18 protein-coding genes are annotated in these 17,424 nt (G+C 63.3%); 13 read left to right on the forward strand and 5 right to left on the reverse strand.

Annotation, left to right across the window (positions count from 1 at the left end; all coding sequences use genetic code 11):
- Positions 1–38: 38 nt before the first annotated feature.
- The 7 genes from QMF22_RS05475 to QMF22_RS05505 all read left to right on the forward strand — a co-directional run bounded on the left by QMF22_RS05475 (position 39) and on the right by QMF22_RS05505 (position 5,339).
- Positions 39–563: a hypothetical protein gene (locus tag QMF22_RS05475; RefSeq protein WP_283451184.1), complete on the forward strand. Its 525-nt coding sequence runs from the start codon at positions 39–41 to the stop codon at positions 561–563.
- Positions 564–671: 108 nt separating this feature from the next.
- On the forward strand, positions 672–2,108 hold the full coding sequence (locus tag QMF22_RS05480; RefSeq protein WP_283451187.1) for a tyrosine-protein kinase domain-containing protein: 1,437 nt from the start codon (positions 672–674) through the stop codon (positions 2,106–2,108).
- Complete coding sequence (locus QMF22_RS05485) at positions 2,105–2,716, forward strand: arsenate reductase/protein-tyrosine-phosphatase family protein (protein WP_283451189.1); 612 nt, start codon at positions 2,105–2,107, stop codon at positions 2,714–2,716. Before QMF22_RS05480 ends, QMF22_RS05485 begins: the two co-directional genes overlap by 4 nt.
- Positions 2,716–3,705 (forward strand): hypothetical protein, encoded by a 990-nt coding sequence (locus QMF22_RS05490; protein ID WP_283451191.1) that lies wholly within the window; start codon positions 2,716–2,718, stop codon positions 3,703–3,705. The genes QMF22_RS05485 and QMF22_RS05490 overlap by 1 nt, the downstream gene beginning before the upstream one ends.
- 258 nt (positions 3,706–3,963) lie before the next feature.
- A complete protein-coding gene (locus tag QMF22_RS05495) occupies positions 3,964–4,284 on the forward strand; it encodes a hypothetical protein (RefSeq protein ID WP_283451193.1) in 321 nt (106 codons plus the stop codon).
- A 111-nt stretch (positions 4,285–4,395) separates the two neighbouring features.
- A complete protein-coding gene (locus tag QMF22_RS05500) occupies positions 4,396–5,061 on the forward strand; it encodes a nucleoside/nucleotide kinase family protein (protein WP_283451197.1) in 666 nt (221 codons plus the stop codon).
- 62 nt (positions 5,062–5,123) lie between these two features.
- Complete coding sequence (locus QMF22_RS05505; RefSeq protein ID WP_283451198.1) at positions 5,124–5,339, forward strand: cupin domain-containing protein; 216 nt, start codon at positions 5,124–5,126, stop codon at positions 5,337–5,339.
- A 53-nt stretch (positions 5,340–5,392) separates the two neighbouring features.
- Here the strand turns inward: QMF22_RS05505 and QMF22_RS05510 are convergent, their stop codons facing one another.
- From QMF22_RS05510 to QMF22_RS05520, 3 genes are all read right to left on the reverse strand, one after another.
- The gene (locus QMF22_RS05510; protein WP_283451199.1) at positions 5,393–5,593 is read right to left on the reverse strand and encodes a hypothetical protein; all 201 of its coding nucleotides are present in this window, start codon (positions 5,591–5,593) and stop codon (positions 5,393–5,395) included.
- Between the two features lie 96 nt (positions 5,594–5,689).
- Complete coding sequence (locus tag QMF22_RS05515) at positions 5,690–8,512, reverse strand: FAD-binding and (Fe-S)-binding domain-containing protein (RefSeq protein ID WP_283451201.1); 2,823 nt, start codon at positions 8,510–8,512, stop codon at positions 5,690–5,692.
- A complete protein-coding gene (locus QMF22_RS05520; protein WP_283451202.1) occupies positions 8,513–10,294 on the reverse strand; it encodes an L-lactate permease in 1,782 nt (593 codons plus the stop codon).
- Positions 10,295–10,427: 133 nt separating this feature from the next.
- Here QMF22_RS05520 and QMF22_RS05525 point away from each other — a divergent pair, with 133 nt between their 5' ends.
- The gene (locus QMF22_RS05525; RefSeq protein WP_283451204.1) at positions 10,428–11,117 is read left to right on the forward strand and encodes a GntR family transcriptional regulator; all 690 of its coding nucleotides are present in this window, start codon (positions 10,428–10,430) and stop codon (positions 11,115–11,117) included.
- Here QMF22_RS05525 and QMF22_RS05530 read toward each other — a convergent pair.
- Entirely contained in the window at positions 11,109–11,543 is a 435-nt protein-coding gene (locus tag QMF22_RS05530; RefSeq protein ID WP_283451206.1) for a BLUF domain-containing protein, read from the reverse strand. The genes QMF22_RS05525 and QMF22_RS05530 overlap by 9 nt on opposite strands.
- A 299-nt stretch (positions 11,544–11,842) precedes the next feature.
- On the opposite strand from QMF22_RS05530, the gene QMF22_RS05535 reads away from it, so the two are divergent.
- The 5 genes from QMF22_RS05535 (at position 11,843) to QMF22_RS05555 (ending at position 15,506) form a co-directional block, all read left to right on the forward strand.
- Positions 11,843–12,250, forward strand: a complete 408-nt coding sequence (locus QMF22_RS05535) for a hypothetical protein (RefSeq protein ID WP_283451648.1) — start codon at positions 11,843–11,845, stop codon at positions 12,248–12,250.
- 67 nt (positions 12,251–12,317) lie between these two features.
- Positions 12,318–12,683, forward strand: coding sequence for a DUF1622 domain-containing protein (locus tag QMF22_RS05540; protein WP_283451208.1), 366 nt, complete (start codon positions 12,318–12,320; stop codon positions 12,681–12,683).
- A 334-nt stretch (positions 12,684–13,017) separates the two neighbouring features.
- Positions 13,018–13,362, forward strand: a complete 345-nt coding sequence (locus QMF22_RS05545) for a nucleotidyltransferase domain-containing protein (protein ID WP_283451210.1) — start codon at positions 13,018–13,020, stop codon at positions 13,360–13,362.
- Positions 13,363–13,974: 612 nt separating this feature from the next.
- Positions 13,975–15,042 (forward strand): acyltransferase family protein, encoded by a 1,068-nt coding sequence (locus QMF22_RS05550; protein WP_283451212.1) that lies wholly within the window; start codon positions 13,975–13,977, stop codon positions 15,040–15,042.
- Between the two features lie 314 nt (positions 15,043–15,356).
- Entirely contained in the window at positions 15,357–15,506 is a 150-nt protein-coding gene (locus tag QMF22_RS05555) for a hypothetical protein (protein WP_283451213.1), read from the forward strand.
- A 57-nt stretch (positions 15,507–15,563) separates the two neighbouring features.
- Here QMF22_RS05555 and QMF22_RS05560 read toward each other — a convergent pair whose 3' ends face one another.
- Positions 15,564–16,943, reverse strand: coding sequence for a hypothetical protein (locus tag QMF22_RS05560; RefSeq protein ID WP_283451215.1), 1,380 nt, complete (start codon positions 16,941–16,943; stop codon positions 15,564–15,566).
- Positions 16,944–17,424 lie beyond the last annotated feature (481 nt).

The raw sequence follows: 17,424 nt of genomic DNA on the forward strand, positions 1-17,424 counted from the left end.
ACCGACATCCGGTACCAACGCACCATGGGGGATTCACCTTGATCAAGAAGCTCATTGCCACTCTCGCGCTCGCTGGAGTTGCATTGCTGGCCGGCCCGGTTGCCGCGCACGCCGCCGGTTATGTGGCCGCAGACCTGATCAGTGTTTCCGGCAGCCAAACGGCTGGCAGCACGGTCGCAATCGCCTTCGACGATGGCGCTTTTGCCGCCAGCGAAACCGTTTCGGTAGCCGTTTCCGGTGAAGGGTCGGTCATTCTCGCCGCTGTGCGCGCGGCAACGGTCGATCTCCGGAAGACGTCAACCAGCGTCGGTGCCCTCGACCTCAAGGTCACCCTGCCAGCGGATGCGACCGGCTCGTACACGCTCACCGCGACCGGCCTCAGCTCGCAGAGTGTCGGTACCGCCACGATCACCGTGGTCGCCGCAGACGAAACCGGTCTGGCCTCCGCCGGTTTCGACGCCCCGATGGTGCTCATCTACTCTGCCGCCGGCGCTTTGCTGCTGGGCCTCGGCCTGGTCATCGCGCTGCGCCTCACCATGCGCCGCCGCGGCGCCACCGTCTAGTTTCACGGTTTCACCCCCTGATCGTGGGTCGCTCGTGTAACCGAGCGGCCCCTTCGCCTGTGTCAAGCTACAGGTTGGCAACTGTGTATCGCAACGAAAGGTAGCAGCGTGGAACTCCGCGACTACATCCGCATCCTGCAGAAGAGTTGGATGCTCATCGTGGCGCTGACCCTGGTGGCTGTGGCCGCGGCATCCGTTTTCTCGATTCTGCAGACACCGACCTACAGCGCCACCTCGAAAGTTTTCGTCTCGACCGAATCGAGCGGTACGACGAGCGATCTCGTGCAGGGCGCGAGCTTCACTGTGGCCAGGGTCAAGACCTACTCAAGCCTCGCCGTCACTCCACTCGTGCTGCTACCGGTCATCGAGACGCTCACGCTTGACCTTTCGGCGGCCGAATTGGCTGAGAACATCGCCGTCTCGGCGCCGCTCGACACGTCGATCATCGATATCACCGTCACCGATCCCGACCCGCGCCGGGCCGCGGACATTGCCAACGAGGTATCGCAGAGCCTCACCCTTCAGGTGCAGGAGATCGAGCAGCCCGAAGCCGTCACGGAAGCTCCGGCCGTGAAACTCACCCGGGTGCAGGTGGCCAGTGTGCCGTTGGTGTCGGTGGGCCCGAACGTTCCCCTCAATATCGCGCTCGGGGCTCTCGTAGGACTGGCCCTCGGCGTGGGCCTCGCCGTGCTGCGCGAAACGCTCGACACCCGCATTCGCAGCCAGCGCGACGTTGAACAGGTCACCGAGCTGCCCATCATCGGCGGCATCGTGTTCGACCCCAAAGCCGCCGAGCGCCCGCTCATCGTGCACGCCGACCCGCGCAGCCCGCGGGCGGAATCCTTTCGCACGCTGCGCACCAACCTGCAATACCTCGACGTGGAGCGGGTCGACCGCTCGTTCGTGGTCACCTCGTCGATCGGCAGCGAGGGCAAGAGCACCACGAGCGCCAACCTGGCCATTTCACTGGCCGATTCCGGTGCCCGCGTGCTGCTCGTCGACGCTGACCTGCGCAAGCCGCGCGTCGCCGACTACATGAACATCGAGGGCGGCGTCGGCCTCACCGACGTGCTCGTCGGCCGGGCCGAGATCGAGGACGTGCTTCAGCCCTGGGGCCGAGGTCAGCTGTTCGTGCTGCCAGCCGGCCACATTCCGCCCAACCCGAGCGAGCTGCTCGGGTCGTCGCGCATGGCGCAACTCATCGAGGACTTCAACCACACCTTCGACGTGGTCATCTTCGACTGCCCGCCGCTGCTTCCCGTAACGGATGCCGCCATCCTCGCCAAGAGCGTCGGCGGCGCCATTCTCATCGTCGCGGCCGGCCGCACCCAGAAGAACCAGCTCACCGGCGCCATCGCGGCGCTCGCGAATGTCGGCGCCCCGATCAGCGGTGTCGTCATGACAATGCTGCCGACCAGGGGACCCGATGCCTACGGTTACGGCCACTACGGCCAGTACGGCTACGGACACACCTACGGCGAGGTCGGCCCGGCACCCGAGATCGTTGCTCCCAACTACTCCCGCCGATCGAGAGCCCAAGCATGACCGCCCCCCGCGATCTCCCCGACGAGACCCCGCGCGACCTCCCGGCCGCAGCCCCCCGAATCCTCATCGTCTGCACCGGCAACATCTGCCGGTCGCCGCTGGCCGAGCAGCTGTTGCGGCAGAATCTGACCGCGGCGGGCATCGATGCCGTCGTCAGGAGTGCCGGAACGCGTGCCATGACCGGCAGCGCAATGACGCCGGAAGCGGCGGCGTTGTCGCAACAATACGGGGCGTCGAACACCCACCATGTCGCTCGGCAGCTCACCGAGAAGCTCATCGCCGACGCCGACCTGGTGCTCACGGCCACGCGCGACCACCGCCGAGACGTCGTGACAATGCTGCCCAAGGCCACCCGTTACACCTTCACGCTCAACCAGTTCGCGCGTCTGGTGTCCGCCGCCGAACCAACCCGACCGCCGCTCGACTTCGCGGCCTATGTCGCGGACATCGCCTCGACCCGCGGACTCCACCCCTCGCCCACACCGCCCACCCTCGACGACGTCGATGACCCCTACCGCCAGTCCGCGGCCGTCTACGCCCGTGCCGCCGCGGCCATCAACGCGTCCGTCACGACGATCACTGCCGCCCTGGTCGCGGCCGGAGCCTGATGCCTCACTCACGTCGTCGTCGCCTCATCGCGTACTCCGCTATCGGATTGTTCGTGCTGATCGACGCCGTGCTCGTCACGAGCGCACTCACCTCCACCTCGGTTGACGCGGCCACAGACGCGTCATCGACGCCGGCGGCGACGGCATCCGTTTTCCCCACTCCGAGCGCCAGCCCGTCGCCCACCCTTGCCGCGACGCCGACTCCCACTCCCACCTTCGCACCCGCGGTCAGCCCGATGCCGGCCTCTCGCCTGCTCTCGGCCGTTTCGGCCACCGCTGCCTGGCGCGCCACCACCGGAGCCTGCCCGGCCACGGCGGCCTCGCCCGAGCTCAGCACCGATTCCGGCGCCACCTGGGTGCCCAGCAACGCGACCGCACCGACCGGGGTCACCGCCCTGCAGAACATCTTTGCCCAGAGTGAGTCCGTGGCCGAATTCGTGGGTCTCGCTGACGAAGACTGCGCCCCGCAGTTCGTCAAGACCTTCGTCGGTGGTGAGAACTACTCCAGCTACCCCGATGAGCTCGACGTGGCCTGGTACATCGACCCCGCCGACCGCGCCACCGTGCACGGCCCCGATGGCCTCGCCACTGCCCCGTGCGACGCCGTCGTCACCGTCGCCCCAGGCCTGGGAGACGCCGACTCGGCCGCCGTGCTCTGCGCCGACGGCCGGTTGTTCTCCACAACGGATGCCGCCGCCACTTGGTCGCAGCCGGTAACCGTCGCCGGAATGGTCACCCTCACCGCCACCACAACGGGCTACCTGGCCGTCGCTACCACCAGCTCGACCACGCCCACCGACTGCATCGGTGTGGACCTCGTCGCCCTCACGGCCGACCTCGTGCCCACGGTAACCGGCTGCTACCCGACCGAGCAAACTCCGGCTGCCTTGGCGGGCAACGTCGCGGTCGCCGCCGCCGATGACACGCTCTGGCTCTGGATCGGCGACGCCACCCTCCGTTCGACCGACTCCGGCCGCACCTGGCTCTAGCGGCCCGGCCGCCCCGCCCTGCGCCGCCCCGCGCCGCCCCGCCTTGCGCGGGCCGGCCGCGCTGCGCCCACATCCCGGTCCCGCCGGTCGCCCTGCGCCGCCCCTTGTGCCGGTAAATTTACGACACGCCGAGCTTTTCGTCCGAAATCCACGGTGAGTCGCGAAATTTACCGGCATTGCGTGCAACGCCGACCGCCCAATTCTCCACAGGGCGTGCAATTCCCACCACGCCCCGGCCGGCGGGACTAGTCTCACCGCATGGACGATAACGTCGCGTGGGTCTTCGAAAAGAAAGACGTCGATCAGCCGCGCCTCTGCCCGCAGTGCGGCGACCCCCTGGAAGTCACTTGGCACGGCACGGGTTACGACTACGGCTGCGCCAACTTCGCCTGCCCGCAGCTGTACTTCGGTCCGCCCTATTCTGAGGCCGAGCTGGCCAGCGCCGTCCCGGCCGAGGTGCGTACCCCCAACTGCCCGCGCTGCCTCATTCCCATGCACATCGTGCCCGACGGCGAGAACTGGCAATTCGCCTGCCGACAAAGCGGATGCGACGGCATCTGGCCCCCCACCGGCTCCTGACCCGCCGCCCCTGCCACAGCCCGCCTTCGCAGTGCCCCCGTCAGCGCCGCCGCCCAGCAGCTGACTCACGTTGAACCGCTCGCGCTCCCGCCGCTCCCCTATAGTCAACTCATGTCGAACAGCGGCCACGAGCCCACAGCATCCACTCAACTGACCGACCTCGCCCGCCGGGTCATCGCGCTTCTGCCCGAGCACGGGCGCATCCTGGTCGGCATCGCCGGCAGCCCCGGCGCCGGCAAGACCACCCTCGCGATGCAGGTCGCCGCGACGGTGAACGATCTGCTCGGCAGCACGGAGGTCGCCGTGCACCTCCCGATGGACGGTTTTCACCTCGCCAACGCCACCCTCGACCGCCTCGGCCGGCACGATCGCAAGGGCGCGATCGACACCTTCGACGGCTGGGGATTCATCGCCCTGCTCCGTCGCCTGATCACCGAGTACGACCACACGGTCTATGCGCCGAGCTTTAATCGGCACGTCGACGAGGGCATCGCGGCCGAGATCGCCGTGCTGCCGAGTGCCCGCGTGGTCATGGTCGAAGGAAACTATCTGCTCGCCGACTCCGAGCCGTGGATTCAGATCTCCAGCCTCCTCGCCGAATCCTGGTTCTGCGAGACCAGCGAACGCGAGCGCCTCCGCCGACTGGTCGACCGGCATGAGCGCCACGGACGCACCCCCGAGGCCGCCTTGGCCTGGGCCGAGTCCGTCGACGGAAAGAACGCCGAGCTCATCGAGGCCACCCGCCCGCGCGCCACCCGCACGATCTCCGGCCAGTAGCCCTCGCCCGCTGCCCACGGCGGCCCCCACCGCCACCTGCAGGCGACGACTCGCGCATCATATTGGGAATCTGGGACGCCGAGCCGGGGCTCTCCCGGAGAAAATTCCTCGAGCACAGTGAAGGGATCCATGTGCTCGTCGGCCGCATGGTCGTCGCCGAAGACGGCGGCGAAGCCGTCACCCTGCAGGCCGGAACGGCCGCCGTGCTCCCGATCGGATGGCAGGAGCCAGGGAAGTTCAGGAACGAACCAAAAAGTCTTGTCATCTTCACGACCTGACCCGAGAGCTCTGCCGCTTCAGAGGTGAGCGCTCGACCGGGCTCGGCCGTTCGTCAAGCCTGTTCGTCTTCCTCCGGTTCGAAGCTCGAAGCGGTGCCGGTGTGGCCCTCGGCTATCCCTCCGGGGTGATTGGGAATAGTGCCGTCCTTGCCGAGGCCGTTCGGCTCCTTGGAATCGGTGTGGGTTTCCACGTCCGGGCCTTCGAACGAGTTGTCGTCGGCGTTGTCGGGCATGCTCGTGTTTTCGGAGGGCATTTCTGGGTTCCTTCGTTTGTTCAGGTCGAATCTAGTGAGACTAGACCGCTCTGACCATCTCGGGAAGGGCGCACCGCGCCATCTGCTCGCCGCGTCTTACGCCGGGCGAGTCTGGTCGGCGAGCAACTCCAGTATGTGCCGGTAGGGCTCCTCGGTGGCCCGGGTCATGCCGAGCTCACAGGTGCGGTTGCACGACGCGTGCGCGGTGGCTCCGAGCGCCACCACCTCGGCGGCCTGAACCCGGGTCGCCGACGCCGTCAACTCCGGATGCAGCATGCCGCGGTCTCCGGCAAAGCCGCAGCATCCCCAGCCTTCCGGCACGTCGACCCGGTCGGCGACGGCACTGGCCACGGTCTGAAGCGCATCGTTTATTCCCATGCGTGTTGACGAGCAGGTGGGGTGCAAGGCCAACGAGTCGAGCTTTGCGTAGGCGGGCAGCGACGGCAGAATGTTCAGGGCAGCGAACTCCAGCGCGTCCATCACGGTGAGTCGATTCTCGCTGGTGTCACTCTCGATGGTCTGTCGCAACCCCTCGGTGCACGACGACGCATCGCAGATGATCGTGAGGTCGCCGTTGTTTGTGGCCGCATGCAGCGCCGCCAGTGTGCGGGCGCGCATACTGGCCTGGCCGGCGGCCATGCCCTTCGACGCCCACGGGGTTCCGCAACACAGACTGTCGATGGCCGGCGGCACGAGCAGGGTAATATTCGCGCGCTCGCACAGCTCCTCGAAGCTCAGTTGCACGCCGGGGGTGGCGGCATCCGCTGGCCCAAACATGGTGCTGACACAGGCGGGAAAATACACCACGGATGCCGCAGCTGGCGGCCTCTTGCGCGCCCTCGATACCCCGCCCGCCGGCAGCTCGCCCGAGTACAGCGGCACCGTGTCTGCCCCGAGCACCGCGCGCGCCAGCTTGTTCGGCCCGAGCACAAGCGGAGTCGGTACCTTCTGCACCACCGATAACGCCAGCCCGGCGCCACGGGTGACCGTGCCCCAGCTTGTGGCCGCCGCGTTCCACACCGCGCCGGCCACCGCAGTGGCATCGGCGGCGCGCAGGCTCTTCACGAGCAGACCGGTGTCAATGTTCACCGGGCACGCCGTTTGGCACATGCCGTCGACCGCGCAGGTTTGCACGGCGTTGTAGTCGTAATCTTTCGTGAGTGAAGCGGCCAACGCGGTGTCGCCATCCAGGCGCGCCTGTTCAATAGCGCGCAGGGTGACAATGCGTTGCCGGGGTGTGAGCGTAATCTCGCGGCTCGGGCAGACCGGTTCGCAGTAGCCGCACGACACGCAGCGGTCCACGAGTTCGGCCACGGGTGGGGTGCTCTTGATGTTGCGCAGGTGCACCTCGGCATCATCATTCATGAGCACGCCGGGGTTGAGTAGGCCCGCGGGGTCGCAGAGCAGTTTGATCTGGCGCATCACGTCGTAGAGCTCGTCGCCATACTGCCGGCGCACGTAGGGCGCCATCACGCGGCCGGTGCCGTGTTCGGCCTTCAGCGATCCGCCCTCGCCGAGCACCAGCGACACCATGTCTTCGGTGAAATCGCGGTACCGGTCGAGGGAGGCAGACCCGGCAAAGCTGTCGGTGAGCATGAAGTGAATGTTGCCGTCCTTGGCATGCCCAAAGATCACGCTGTCGCGATAGGCATACTTGTCAAAGAGCGAGATTAGCTCGATGCAGGTGCGGCCCAGTGCGGGAACCGGCACCACCACGTCTTCGAGCAGCGCGGTGGTGCCCTGCGGCCGAGCTCCGGCCACGGCGGCGTAGAGGCCCTTTCGCAGATGCCACATCTGGGCTCGCGCGGCCGCATCGGCGCTAAAATGTGCCGGGCTCGAAAGCCCCAGGCTGCCAGCGAGCGTCTCGCCCGTGGCCTGCAGGTCGGTCAACAGTTCGGGGCTGTCGGCGTGATATTCCACGAGTAGCGCAGCGTGGGCGCGCACGGCCAAACCGGCAATAATCGGGGGAGCATCGGGAAGGCTCTGCCCCACCTTCAGCGACAGGGCATCCATCAGTTCCAGCGTGGCGGCGCCGGTCGACACCAGCGCCGGCAGCGCCGCATTGGCCGCTTCGAGGTCGTCGAAAATCATGAGGCTCGTGGTGACGTGGGCGAGCTTGGCAACCGTACGAAAGACGGCTTCGGCCACAAACCCGAGCGTGCCCTCGCTGCCCACAATGAGGTGCGCGAGAATATCGGCCGGCCGCTCAAAGTCGAGCAGGCTGTTCACGCCGTAACCCATGGTGTTCTTCATGGAAAACTGGTGCCGAATCGTGGCGACGGATGCCGGGTCGCCGCACACGCGCTGCCTCAGCCGCACGAGCCCGGCGTGGAGTGCGGGTTCGAGCGCGCGCAGCCGCTCGTCGGCATCCGCTGCCCCGGTATCGATCACCGTGCCGCTCGGCAACACCACGGTGACCGATTCGAGGGTTCGATAGGTGTTGTCACTCGTGCCGCAGGCCATGCCCGAAGAGTTATTGGCAATGACGCCGCCAATGGTGCAGGCAATTTCGCTCGCCGGGTCTGGCCCCAATTTGCGGCCGTAGCGGGCGAGCCGGTTGTTCAGCGCCCGCACGGTCACGCCGGGCTGCACGCGTACACGGGCGCCACCGTCGAGTACCTCGATCTTCTTGAAGTTGCGGCGCACGTCGACCAGCACGCCGTCGGTCAGGGCCTGGCCACTCAGGCTGGTCCCTCCAGAGCGAAAGGTGAGTGGAACACCCTGCGCGGCGCTCGCGGCCAGAAGCTGGCCCATTTCGTGCGCGTCGCTGGCCACGACAACCGCCTGCGGCACGAGCAGAAAGTGCGAGGCGTCGTGCGCGTTGGCGTGCCGGTCGATGTCCCGGGTCAGCACGCGGGCGGGATCGGTCACGGCCTGCTGTAGCGCACTCACCAGTGGCGTTGCGGTGGAGGTCGGCATTTACGGAACCATCCAGCCCAGTACGGGAGTGGACTGCAGAACGATCAGCACGGTGATGAGCACGAGTAGCGCAAGGCTCCAGCCGATGAGCTTGCGAAACAGCGTGCCCTCCTCGCCGGCCATGCCCACGGCGGCGGCGGCCACGGCCAGGTTCTGCACGCTGAGCATCTTGCCGAGAACCCCGGCCGAGCTGTTCGCGGCAGCCATCAAGACCGGCGACAGCCCGGTCTGGTTGGCGGCGGAAACCTGCAACTGGCCAAACAGCGAGTTCGACGAGGTGTCACTGCCGGTGAGCGCCACGCCCAACCAGCCGATTACGGGGGAGAGCACGGCAAAAAACGCGCCGGTGGTGGCAAGGGCAACGCCGAGCGAGTTGGTCTGGCCCGAGAGATTCATGACGAAGGAGAGGCTGAGCACGCTCGTGACGGTCACGATGGTCCAGCGCAGCTGCACGAGCGTCTGCCAGTAGATGGCGAGGCCGCGGCGAACCGACAGCCCATACATCATCATGGTGATGATGCCCGAGAGCATGAGCAGGGTGCCGGTGGCCTTCAGGTGGTCGAGCTTAAAGGTCTGGGCGGCCACGGGTTCTCCGCCGGCGGTGACCACGTCGAGCCCGGGCCAGGAAAACGTCACGCTGCCGACCTGACCGAGCCAGGTTTTCACGGCGGGAATCTGCGCGACCGAGAAGACGATCATAATCACGAGGTACGGAGCGATGGCCTTCCACACCTGGCCGGCCGGCGGGCGGATGGTTTTCTCCAGCACGGCGGTCGAGCCGGTCATGGGAGCCGGCGATGACGTGGAGGTCGTGGGTGGCGCAGACCCAAACCCAGACCCAGCGGCAGGCCCAGCGGCAGACGAAGCGCGGCCAGCCGATGCCGTGGGCGCAGCGGCCGGGCGGGCCTCGGCCGGCGGCGCACCGGCATCCGTTATGCCGATGATCTCCCGCGGCTGCCAGAACCGCAGCATGATGAGCACGACGGCTACGGTGGCGACGGCGGCCACGACATCGGTCAGCTCCACGGCGAAGAAGTTGGAGGTGACGAACTGGGCCAGGCCGAAGACCACGCCGGCTACGAGGGCTACCGGCCAGGTCTGCTTGAGACCGCGCTTGCCGTCAACCATAAACACCAGAATCAGCGGAACGAGAACGGCAACGAACGGCGTCTGGCGGCCGGCCATCTGGGCGAGGTCGTGAATGGGCAAACCGGTAACTCCGTTGAGAGCAATGATCGGTGCTGCCATGGCGCCAAAGGCCACCGGGGCGGTGTTGGCGAGCAGGGAGACCAGCGCAGATTTCAACGGTTTCATGCCGGCGGCCATGAGCATCGCGGCCGAGATGGCCACCGGGGCGCCGAAGCCGGCGAGCGATTCGAGCAGCGCGCCGAAACAGAACGCAATGAGAATAGAAAGAATGCGCAGGTCATTGGTGATGGAGCGGATGGTGCGGCCCAGCACCTCAAACCACGGGGTGGCCACGGTGAGCTTGTAGATCCACAGCGCGTTGACCAGAATCCACAAGATGGGGAACAGTCCATAGAAGGCTCCGGCGGCGGCGGCGCTTATGGCCTGGCCCATCGGCATCTGCCAGCCCACGATGGCCAGCACGATCGAGAGCAGCAGGCTCGCGAGAGCGGCCTTATGGGCCTTTATGCGAAACACGCCAAGAAGCACAAACAAGAGCGCGAGAGGGAGGGCGGCGCAGAGGGCCGACAACAGCAGGTTGCCGAAGATGGGATCGGTGATCTGTTCAAAAAGGTCTGTACGACGTAACAACATTGGTCTCCACACTGAGAACGCGTCACAGGCGTAACGACTCATTGATTGTCTAACAAGTGTGCACGTAAGTCAATGTGCCAGGTTGACTGGTCTGGCATGATGAATGCTCCTCCGTTATGAAAGGTGAGCCCTCGTGCGCATCCCCGTCGCGGCGACGTCCATCGTCGACGCCATCACCACTGACCTTCGCAATCGCCTGTTTTCGGGGGAGTTAACCCCCGAGGTTGCGCTGACCGAAACCGAGATCGCTGCCTCCTACAACGTCGCCCGACCCACTGCGAAAGCCGCGATCGAACGACTCGTGGGCGAGGGCCTGCTCATGCGTGGTCTGCACAAGACCGCCCGGGTGGCCGTTCTCGGACCGGACGCCGTGCGCGACATCTACCTGGCCCGCGCGTATTTAGAAAGCGAAATTGTGCGCCGGCTCGCAGCACAGAAACTGGCACCTACGGGTGCCGTCGCCGCCAACCAAGAGATTGCCAACCTTACCGCGGGTTCGCCGATGGACCTTATTGAGCCCGATATTCGCTTTCACCTGAGCCTCATCGATGCTGTCGGTAGCGAGCGTGTGAACAAGATGTATCAATCGCTCATGAGCGAGGTACGCCTCTGCATGACGCGGGTGCAGTCATTGAACCTGCTTGAGCCTGGGCTCATTCATGCCGAACACCAGCGCATTCTCGAACTTCTCGAGGCTGGCGACGGCGAGGCCGCCGCCCAGCTGCTCGACGACCATTTGGGCCGAGCCCGTGAGCGCCTGGTCGCCGCCCTTGGTGGCGAGGCCGGCCCGCAGGCCGCCATCGCTACCCCGCTCCTAGGCTGAGACGGGGGAGAACCAGTACCGGGCGAGCCATTCAAGAAGGGCCTGCGCCTGCTCGGAATCCTGTTCCAGATGCACTTCGCCGGTAGCCCCATCGAAGATGTCGTCGTATCCGGCCAAGTTTTTCACCGCAGTGTCGGAGAGGGGGCGAAAGCCCATGGTCCACTCGGGAAATTGGCGTTGCGTTATCGATTCTTCACTGACCATATGGATGCTGCGATGGCGCGGGTCGGCGGTGATGGCCTGCAACCGGGAGCGAACCTCCTGGTCGGGCCCCTCGATGATTTGAATGAATTTGCGATCGTGATAAATGAGGGCGCCGGTGAGCCGGTGCGCAACGTTATTCGCTCGCGCCTGCACCAAAATTGCGGCAATATCGTCGTCGCTCATCGCGGTCGCCGCGGCGCTCACATAGGCAATGGATAGCACGGTGTTCCCCAAACGTTTAGTACGCCTTACGTTTCTCCCTCGCAAAGTAGCTGTCCAGCCCCCGAGAGAGGGTCGTGCCGCTTGACGGAGTTGCCAATGCGCAGCACAATCTGCACCAGTGCACCGATGGGCAGGGGAGATTGCATGCTGCAAGCAAGGCACGGTTCAAATGCACGGCCACTCTGCGGGGTGTGCCGGTGATTCCCGGCCGGGCCGACGTTCCCCAGGCCGACACTCCGCAGGCTGACGCTGCTCAGGCTGACGACGCGCCGGATGCCGCGCACCGGCGCCCCGCCGGCATGACCGACGCCGAGGTAGCGGCGCTCGGCAAGCTCTCCGAAGCGCTCGAGACCATCGAGCATGCCCGCGGCCTGTTGTATGGGTTTCACCGGCTCACCGGAAAGGGAGATCTCGCGTTGGGCGAGGCGGTGCAATTGCTGAGGGACGCCGGCCACCCGAGCATTGCCGAGCAGATCGATCGCACCCTGGTGGGCCGCAACGTGATCGATGGGCGCTGGACCTTTCAGATCGTCGAGGACTACGACGACAACTACTACAGCGAGATCAAATCGACCGAGGCACGCGTTCGGCAGGTTCTGGGCGATGGCCGCCGGCACCTCTACGAGGCGGAGATGAAAGAAGACCGCCGCACGCAGGGTCTGCGGCACCACGAAGCGACACCGGATGCGCCTCGGACAGTCGAATGACCCCCGCGCGGCCCCACCGCGTCGGCCTAAACGTTCACGCACCGACGAAAGCTGAAGGGAAGGCGACGTGAACCTTCAAGAGTGGATCGAGACGGCCGGTAAAGCCGTGGATGCGGCCGGAGTCATCGCCGTCGTGCTGGGCGTCGTGCTGGCCACGGTCTTCGCCCTGAGCCGGCTCCTGCGGCGGCAATCCGACGTCTACGGCCGGTTTCGGCGCTTTCTGGGCCGTTCCATTTTGCTCGGGCTTGAACTGCTGGTGGCCGCGGACATCATTCGCACGGTCGCCGTCACCCCAACCGCCGAAAGCGTCGGGGTGCTGGCGGGCATCATTCTCATTCGAACCTTTCTCAGCTGGTCCCTCGAGCTCGAGATCACGGGCCAGTGGCCCTGGCAGAAGGGCACCGAACCGGCAAGCGCGGCTGCCGACGCGTAGGGACCGCCTCGACAACTGCATGACAGCCGACAAACGGATGCTGACGGGCAGCAACTCCGAACCACCTGCCAGCGTTCGCTGCCACGCGGGCGCGCAGCGGCGCCGCAGCCCGAGATGCCGTCATTCATGCAGGCCGCGAGCTAATTCGGCTTGGCGGAGCGGTCAGGGGCCGACGGAATGAATCGCGGCGCAGCGCCCGCTTGACTTCCAATAAAGATCGCACATGCTTTCTTTTATGAAACCGTCTGTCCCCCTGCTGAGCCCAATCCTGCGGTCTGACACCCAAGGCCGTCTATTGGCTCAGCTCTTCGCGCACCCGCAGCGAGAGGTCAGCGTGAGTGAGCTTGCACGTTTGGCTGAAGCCACGTTGCCCACTGCCCTGAGAGATGTCGATCGTCTCGTACAGGGTGGCTATCTGACCGAACGCCGCGTGGGACGCAACCGCATGATCCGTGCCAACGAGGGACATCCGCTCTATGCAGCCCTCAAGCAAATAGTCACCTACGGATATGGGCCGACTGTCGTCATTCCCGATCTGCTGCGCGGTCTGCCCGGTATCGATGCGGCGTACATCTACGGTTCGTGGGCCGCTCGTCTGAACGGCGAGCCGGGGACCGATCCAAACGACATTGACCTGCTGGTGGTCGGCGACGTCGAACCAAGCCAGTTTTCCCGATAGCACTCGAGGCAACGAAAACGCTGGGTCGTGAGGTGAGCATCAACGTGATCTCACCGAACCGATGGCAGCGCGCTGACGACGGATTTATCAAAACGGTGCAGGCCCGGCCACTCGTACAACTCGATTTGTGGACATCGTGATTGCGCGCTGGCGACAGGGACGAGCCGAAGTTGACGATCTCATCGCTCGCGGTCACATCGAGGGAGTGCGAGCCGCGACACCGTCGGCAACAAACTGGGTCAGAGAGTTCAATACCCCCGGCAGTCTGGACCTCCATGAAAGCGGGCGCCAGCCGCGCCTCAACACAAGCCCGCAATCACGTGCGAAAACGTAAATGCATCAAATCGAACGGCGCGCCGCCATGCACGACGGCACCATTGCCGTTGGCATCGGTCGCACCTCGTATGAGCCCGATCCGATACCCAAAGAGCCGCTATTGGTGCTCTTTTCCGAGGCCACGCGCTCGCCGACGTACCCAGTGTAAAGGTCTTCGATCTCACCCGCAGACCGGGCGGGACGCGGCGACGTCTGCCTTCGCCGTCATCAGGGGTGCCTAGCCAAAGCTAATCCACAGTTATTATGCAAAGTATGACTTTCGGGGGAAACACACTAATGCAACCAATCGGATCGATCCGACTGGACTCACTAACGGGTCTACGAGCCTTCGCCGCTCTGGCAGTCTTCCTGCACCATGCAGCCACTTGGCAGGCGTCGCCTGACTGGTTTGGCCACATCACAGACGCCGGTAACCAAGGAGTTTCCTTCTTCTTCATGCTCTCCGGATTCGTCTTAGCGTGGTCGCTCCGAGGAGATGACTCTGTGGGACGCTTCTATCGCCGACGGGGAGCCCGCATACTGCCGCTGTATTGGATTGCGTGGTCGATCGGAGCGGCTTACGAAATCGTGCTAAATGAATCACGCTTACTTGATATTCTTCCGTCGCTATTCTTAGTGCAAACATGGTCTCCGCAAGAGCGAATATATTTCGCCGGCAACTCCGTAGGCTGGTCTCTGTCCGCAGAAGCATTCTTCTACTTAATGTTTCCGCTGCTTGTAATATTGCTCGGCAAATTGAGTCCGCGATGGCTTTCAGCGATTTTGGTCTTATCAGTCGTAGTTGTGATATTAATTCCGATCATGCTTCATCCCGACAGCACGGAAGGTGCCGACTATTACTTGACATATGTTTTCCCGGGCACTCGTCTCTTTGAGTTCATTGCTGGAGTGACGCTCGGATTCATGTTCAGGCGCGGCGTGCGAACTTCCATACCCACCTGGGGGGCTGTTGCTGTCGCTGTCGCAGTCTCTATCTCGTCGAATTGGCTTCCAATCTGGGCGTATCTTGTGGCCGCCTCTATCGTTCCGTTCCTGCTTCTTCTCGCGGCCGCGGCAGCCTCTGACTTGCACGCGAAGCGTACTTTCTTTGGACGGAAGCGACTCGTCATTCTTGGGGAGTGGTCGTACGCGTTTTACCTGATCCACCTCATCGTGCTCCGTGTCGTCATCGGTCTAAACACCCGAACGGTCGGTGCGCCGTGGTGGCTTACTACTCTCGTTGCATTAGCTATCTCGATCGTGACGGCCGCGGTCCTATGTGAGTTTGTCGAGAAACCTATCGAGAAGAAGATGCGTGGTCGTCGCCAGAAGGTCGCACCTATCCAGCAAGATGCGATGGCGTGAAGGTACCAATCGCGAGACGCCGGCGCCGCGAGGATGTTTCAATGATTTGGCGCCGTCTTTGGTGAAGTTGCGGAGCTCACTGCGCCATAGAATCGTAACGCCCTACTCGTTAGTGCGGACCACAGGAGACACCTCCCACAGAAAATGTGAAGTCAGAATGGCTCTGCACAATTTGGAGTGCATGTCAGCGCTCTTCGAAAAGTAGGCCAGTAAGGCTGACAGTTTCAAGCGTTGACGGCACCACGCGATGCGGCTGCGCGCACTCTCTCGCACGATTTCTCGGCCCTGACAGAAGGCGAATGGGCGCGGGGTCGATGATCACGGTGGCAAACTTTCCGCGCTTGTGGGTGGTGGCGTCACACGCGTTCGTCGACGACGGTGATGGCGACGTTCTCGAACCGTACCGGGGCATCGATAAGGCCGGCGCCGTCGTCCGGCACTATGCTGACCGCGTGACCGCGTGACCGCGTGACCGCGTAAAAGCGGTGCCCGGATTCGCGTCTCCGATTACGCCGTCCCACTCAATCGCCTTTGTGCCCTTGGCGCCGGTAGCTGGCGAGAGCGCCAGAGTGATTGCCTTGCGGATTCCTGAGCTGAAGAATGTTCGATGGGAACTGAACAGCGCAGAAAAATGCAAGCAGCGCAGCGCCGTAAAGAACAAAGAAAGCAAACGTCCAAAAGTCGCTTCGCCCATACACGAATAGAAGACCATACGAGAAAACAGTAACTATTGGCATATGCCTAGAAGACCATACAGTTAAGACGATAATCCCGAGAAACAGACCAGCAAAGCTCAACTCTGTCGTCGGCAAAAAGTCGTTCAGTTGTGCCTCAGCGAATGGACTGGCACCGACCCCGACTCCGGTCAGACGAAGGTCGGAGAACTCCCTACCTAAAGCATCCAGCTCCGTGACACGCATGAATTCAGGTAGAAGAAACTGCGCACGTTCCCAAAATTCTCCCCCCAGAGTCGAAGGCACTAGCCCCATCTCGAGAGCCACGTGCATGTACTGCGGCAAGATGAATTCGTGTAAGGAACTAAACAGGTTGCGTCCACGTATCGCTGGCGCAAGAAGTACGAGAGCCGCAGCGATTGCGACCGTGGCAGCAATTCTACGAGAGAATTTAATGCCACAAATGATAAGGCAGATTGCCCCAGTCGTCGCGATCTCTTTTCGACTGCCGACGAACAGGAATGGCGTCCAAACAACAATGACCGCCAAGAACGGCAACCAACCCGTCTTCGATAGAATCCACCTTGCTGCTAAGAAAACCGTCGCGGAGATACAAACCACCTGAACATTATGATTACCGCCTAATAACAACTCCGACGCGTAAGAGCGTCGTTCCGATGCCAGAACCTGAATTATTCCAATGCGAAAAACTTCAAAGAGGTCTGCCAATCCAATGGCCAAGAGTAGTAGAGAGAGCAGGAAATCTGGAACAGTAGATCGAATTCTCGAGATTCGGTCTCGAACCAAAGCGCTGGCACGCGAAACTGAATCTGCGAGGCGGCGACCGCCCACAAAGACTTCCATAAAGCAGTAAGAGAGTACGACCGCGCCGAGGTCTGTCGCAGTAACCTCACGCACCACTGCCTGACTGGGCCAGGGTGGAAAGCTTTGAGCGGCATACTCAGCGGCCAGCCATGCAGTTGTTGCGTACAAGGTAAGAGCAAAGAACAACAAGCTCACAATTCGAATTCTCCGAAAGAAAATAAACTGCGTTCCAAGAACGAAATACCAACCCAGAAGAACTGCTAGCAGGGTTGTGCTATCTAGGATTAAAAGTAGGGTCAATGCTGCGCCGCCGCCTAGGATGCGACGGACTAAATCGCGGGGCAATAGTTGGTGTGGGATAAAACTTGCCACTCTATTCGGACCCGCCGCTTGTTGGGTCAATGCGGGCTCTTTCCATGCGTAAGTACGCCGCTGATGCCCTCTGCCCGACCCCACATAGACCAGAGAGCATCCATGACCCCCTCGTGTCGCCGTCGCAAAATCACATTCGCGATAGGTCCCATCAATGAACGGATTTGGTAGTACATCGGATAGTTGTACTTCCGAAGTAAGTGGCCGTACCCGCGGCCGTAGGCAAGCAATTTGGCCCGGCGCTGTGACACGCTAAGCCCATAGCCTTGGCCGACGCCTGATACAAGGAGCTCGTCATCCCAGTGGACTGTTGGTAGAACCGCTCTGGATCGAAGAAGAAGATCGGTACCTTCTCCGGACTGAAACGGCCCCGTGCTTCCCGAACCCAGCCCCTCATCAAACATTCCCACACTCTCTATGAGGCGGCGCGAAAGCACCATAGCGGCTTCCAAAACATACCAAATATTTCGGCGATCAAAATCAATCTCCGCGGACGCAAAAGCATGCCTGC

The organism is Cryobacterium sp. PH31-L1 (assembly GCF_030063145.1).
Lineage (GTDB): Bacteria > Actinomycetota > Actinomycetes > Actinomycetales > Microbacteriaceae > Cryobacterium.

Bases quoted from the DNA above. Each gene is read 5' to 3' on its own strand.
- QMF22_RS05510 (WP_283451199.1), bottom strand. From the start codon at position 5,593: ATGCCCTCCGAAAACACGAGCATGCCCGACAACGCCGACGACAACTCG.
- QMF22_RS05490 (WP_283451191.1), top strand. From the start codon at position 2,716: ATGCCTCACTCACGTCGTCGTCGCCTCATCGCGTACTCCGCTATCGGA.
- QMF22_RS05500 (WP_283451197.1), top strand. From the start codon at position 4,396: ATGTCGAACAGCGGCCACGAGCCCACAGCATCCACTCAACTGACCGAC.
- QMF22_RS05485 (WP_283451189.1), top strand. From the start codon at position 2,105: ATGACCGCCCCCCGCGATCTCCCCGACGAGACCCCGCGCGACCTCCCG.
- QMF22_RS05555 (WP_283451213.1), top strand. From the start codon at position 15,357: ATGATCACGGTGGCAAACTTTCCGCGCTTGTGGGTGGTGGCGTCACAC.
- QMF22_RS05520 (WP_283451202.1), bottom strand. From the start codon at position 10,294: ATGTTGTTACGTCGTACAGACCTTTTTGAACAGATCACCGATCCCATC.
- QMF22_RS05550 (WP_283451212.1), top strand. From the start codon at position 13,975: ATGCAACCAATCGGATCGATCCGACTGGACTCACTAACGGGTCTACGA.
- QMF22_RS05515 (WP_283451201.1), bottom strand. From the start codon at position 8,512: ATGCCGACCTCCACCGCAACGCCACTGGTGAGTGCGCTACAGCAGGCC.
- QMF22_RS05535 (WP_283451648.1), top strand. From the start codon at position 11,843: ATGACCGACGCCGAGGTAGCGGCGCTCGGCAAGCTCTCCGAAGCGCTC.
- QMF22_RS05495 (WP_283451193.1), top strand. From the start codon at position 3,964: ATGGACGATAACGTCGCGTGGGTCTTCGAAAAGAAAGACGTCGATCAG.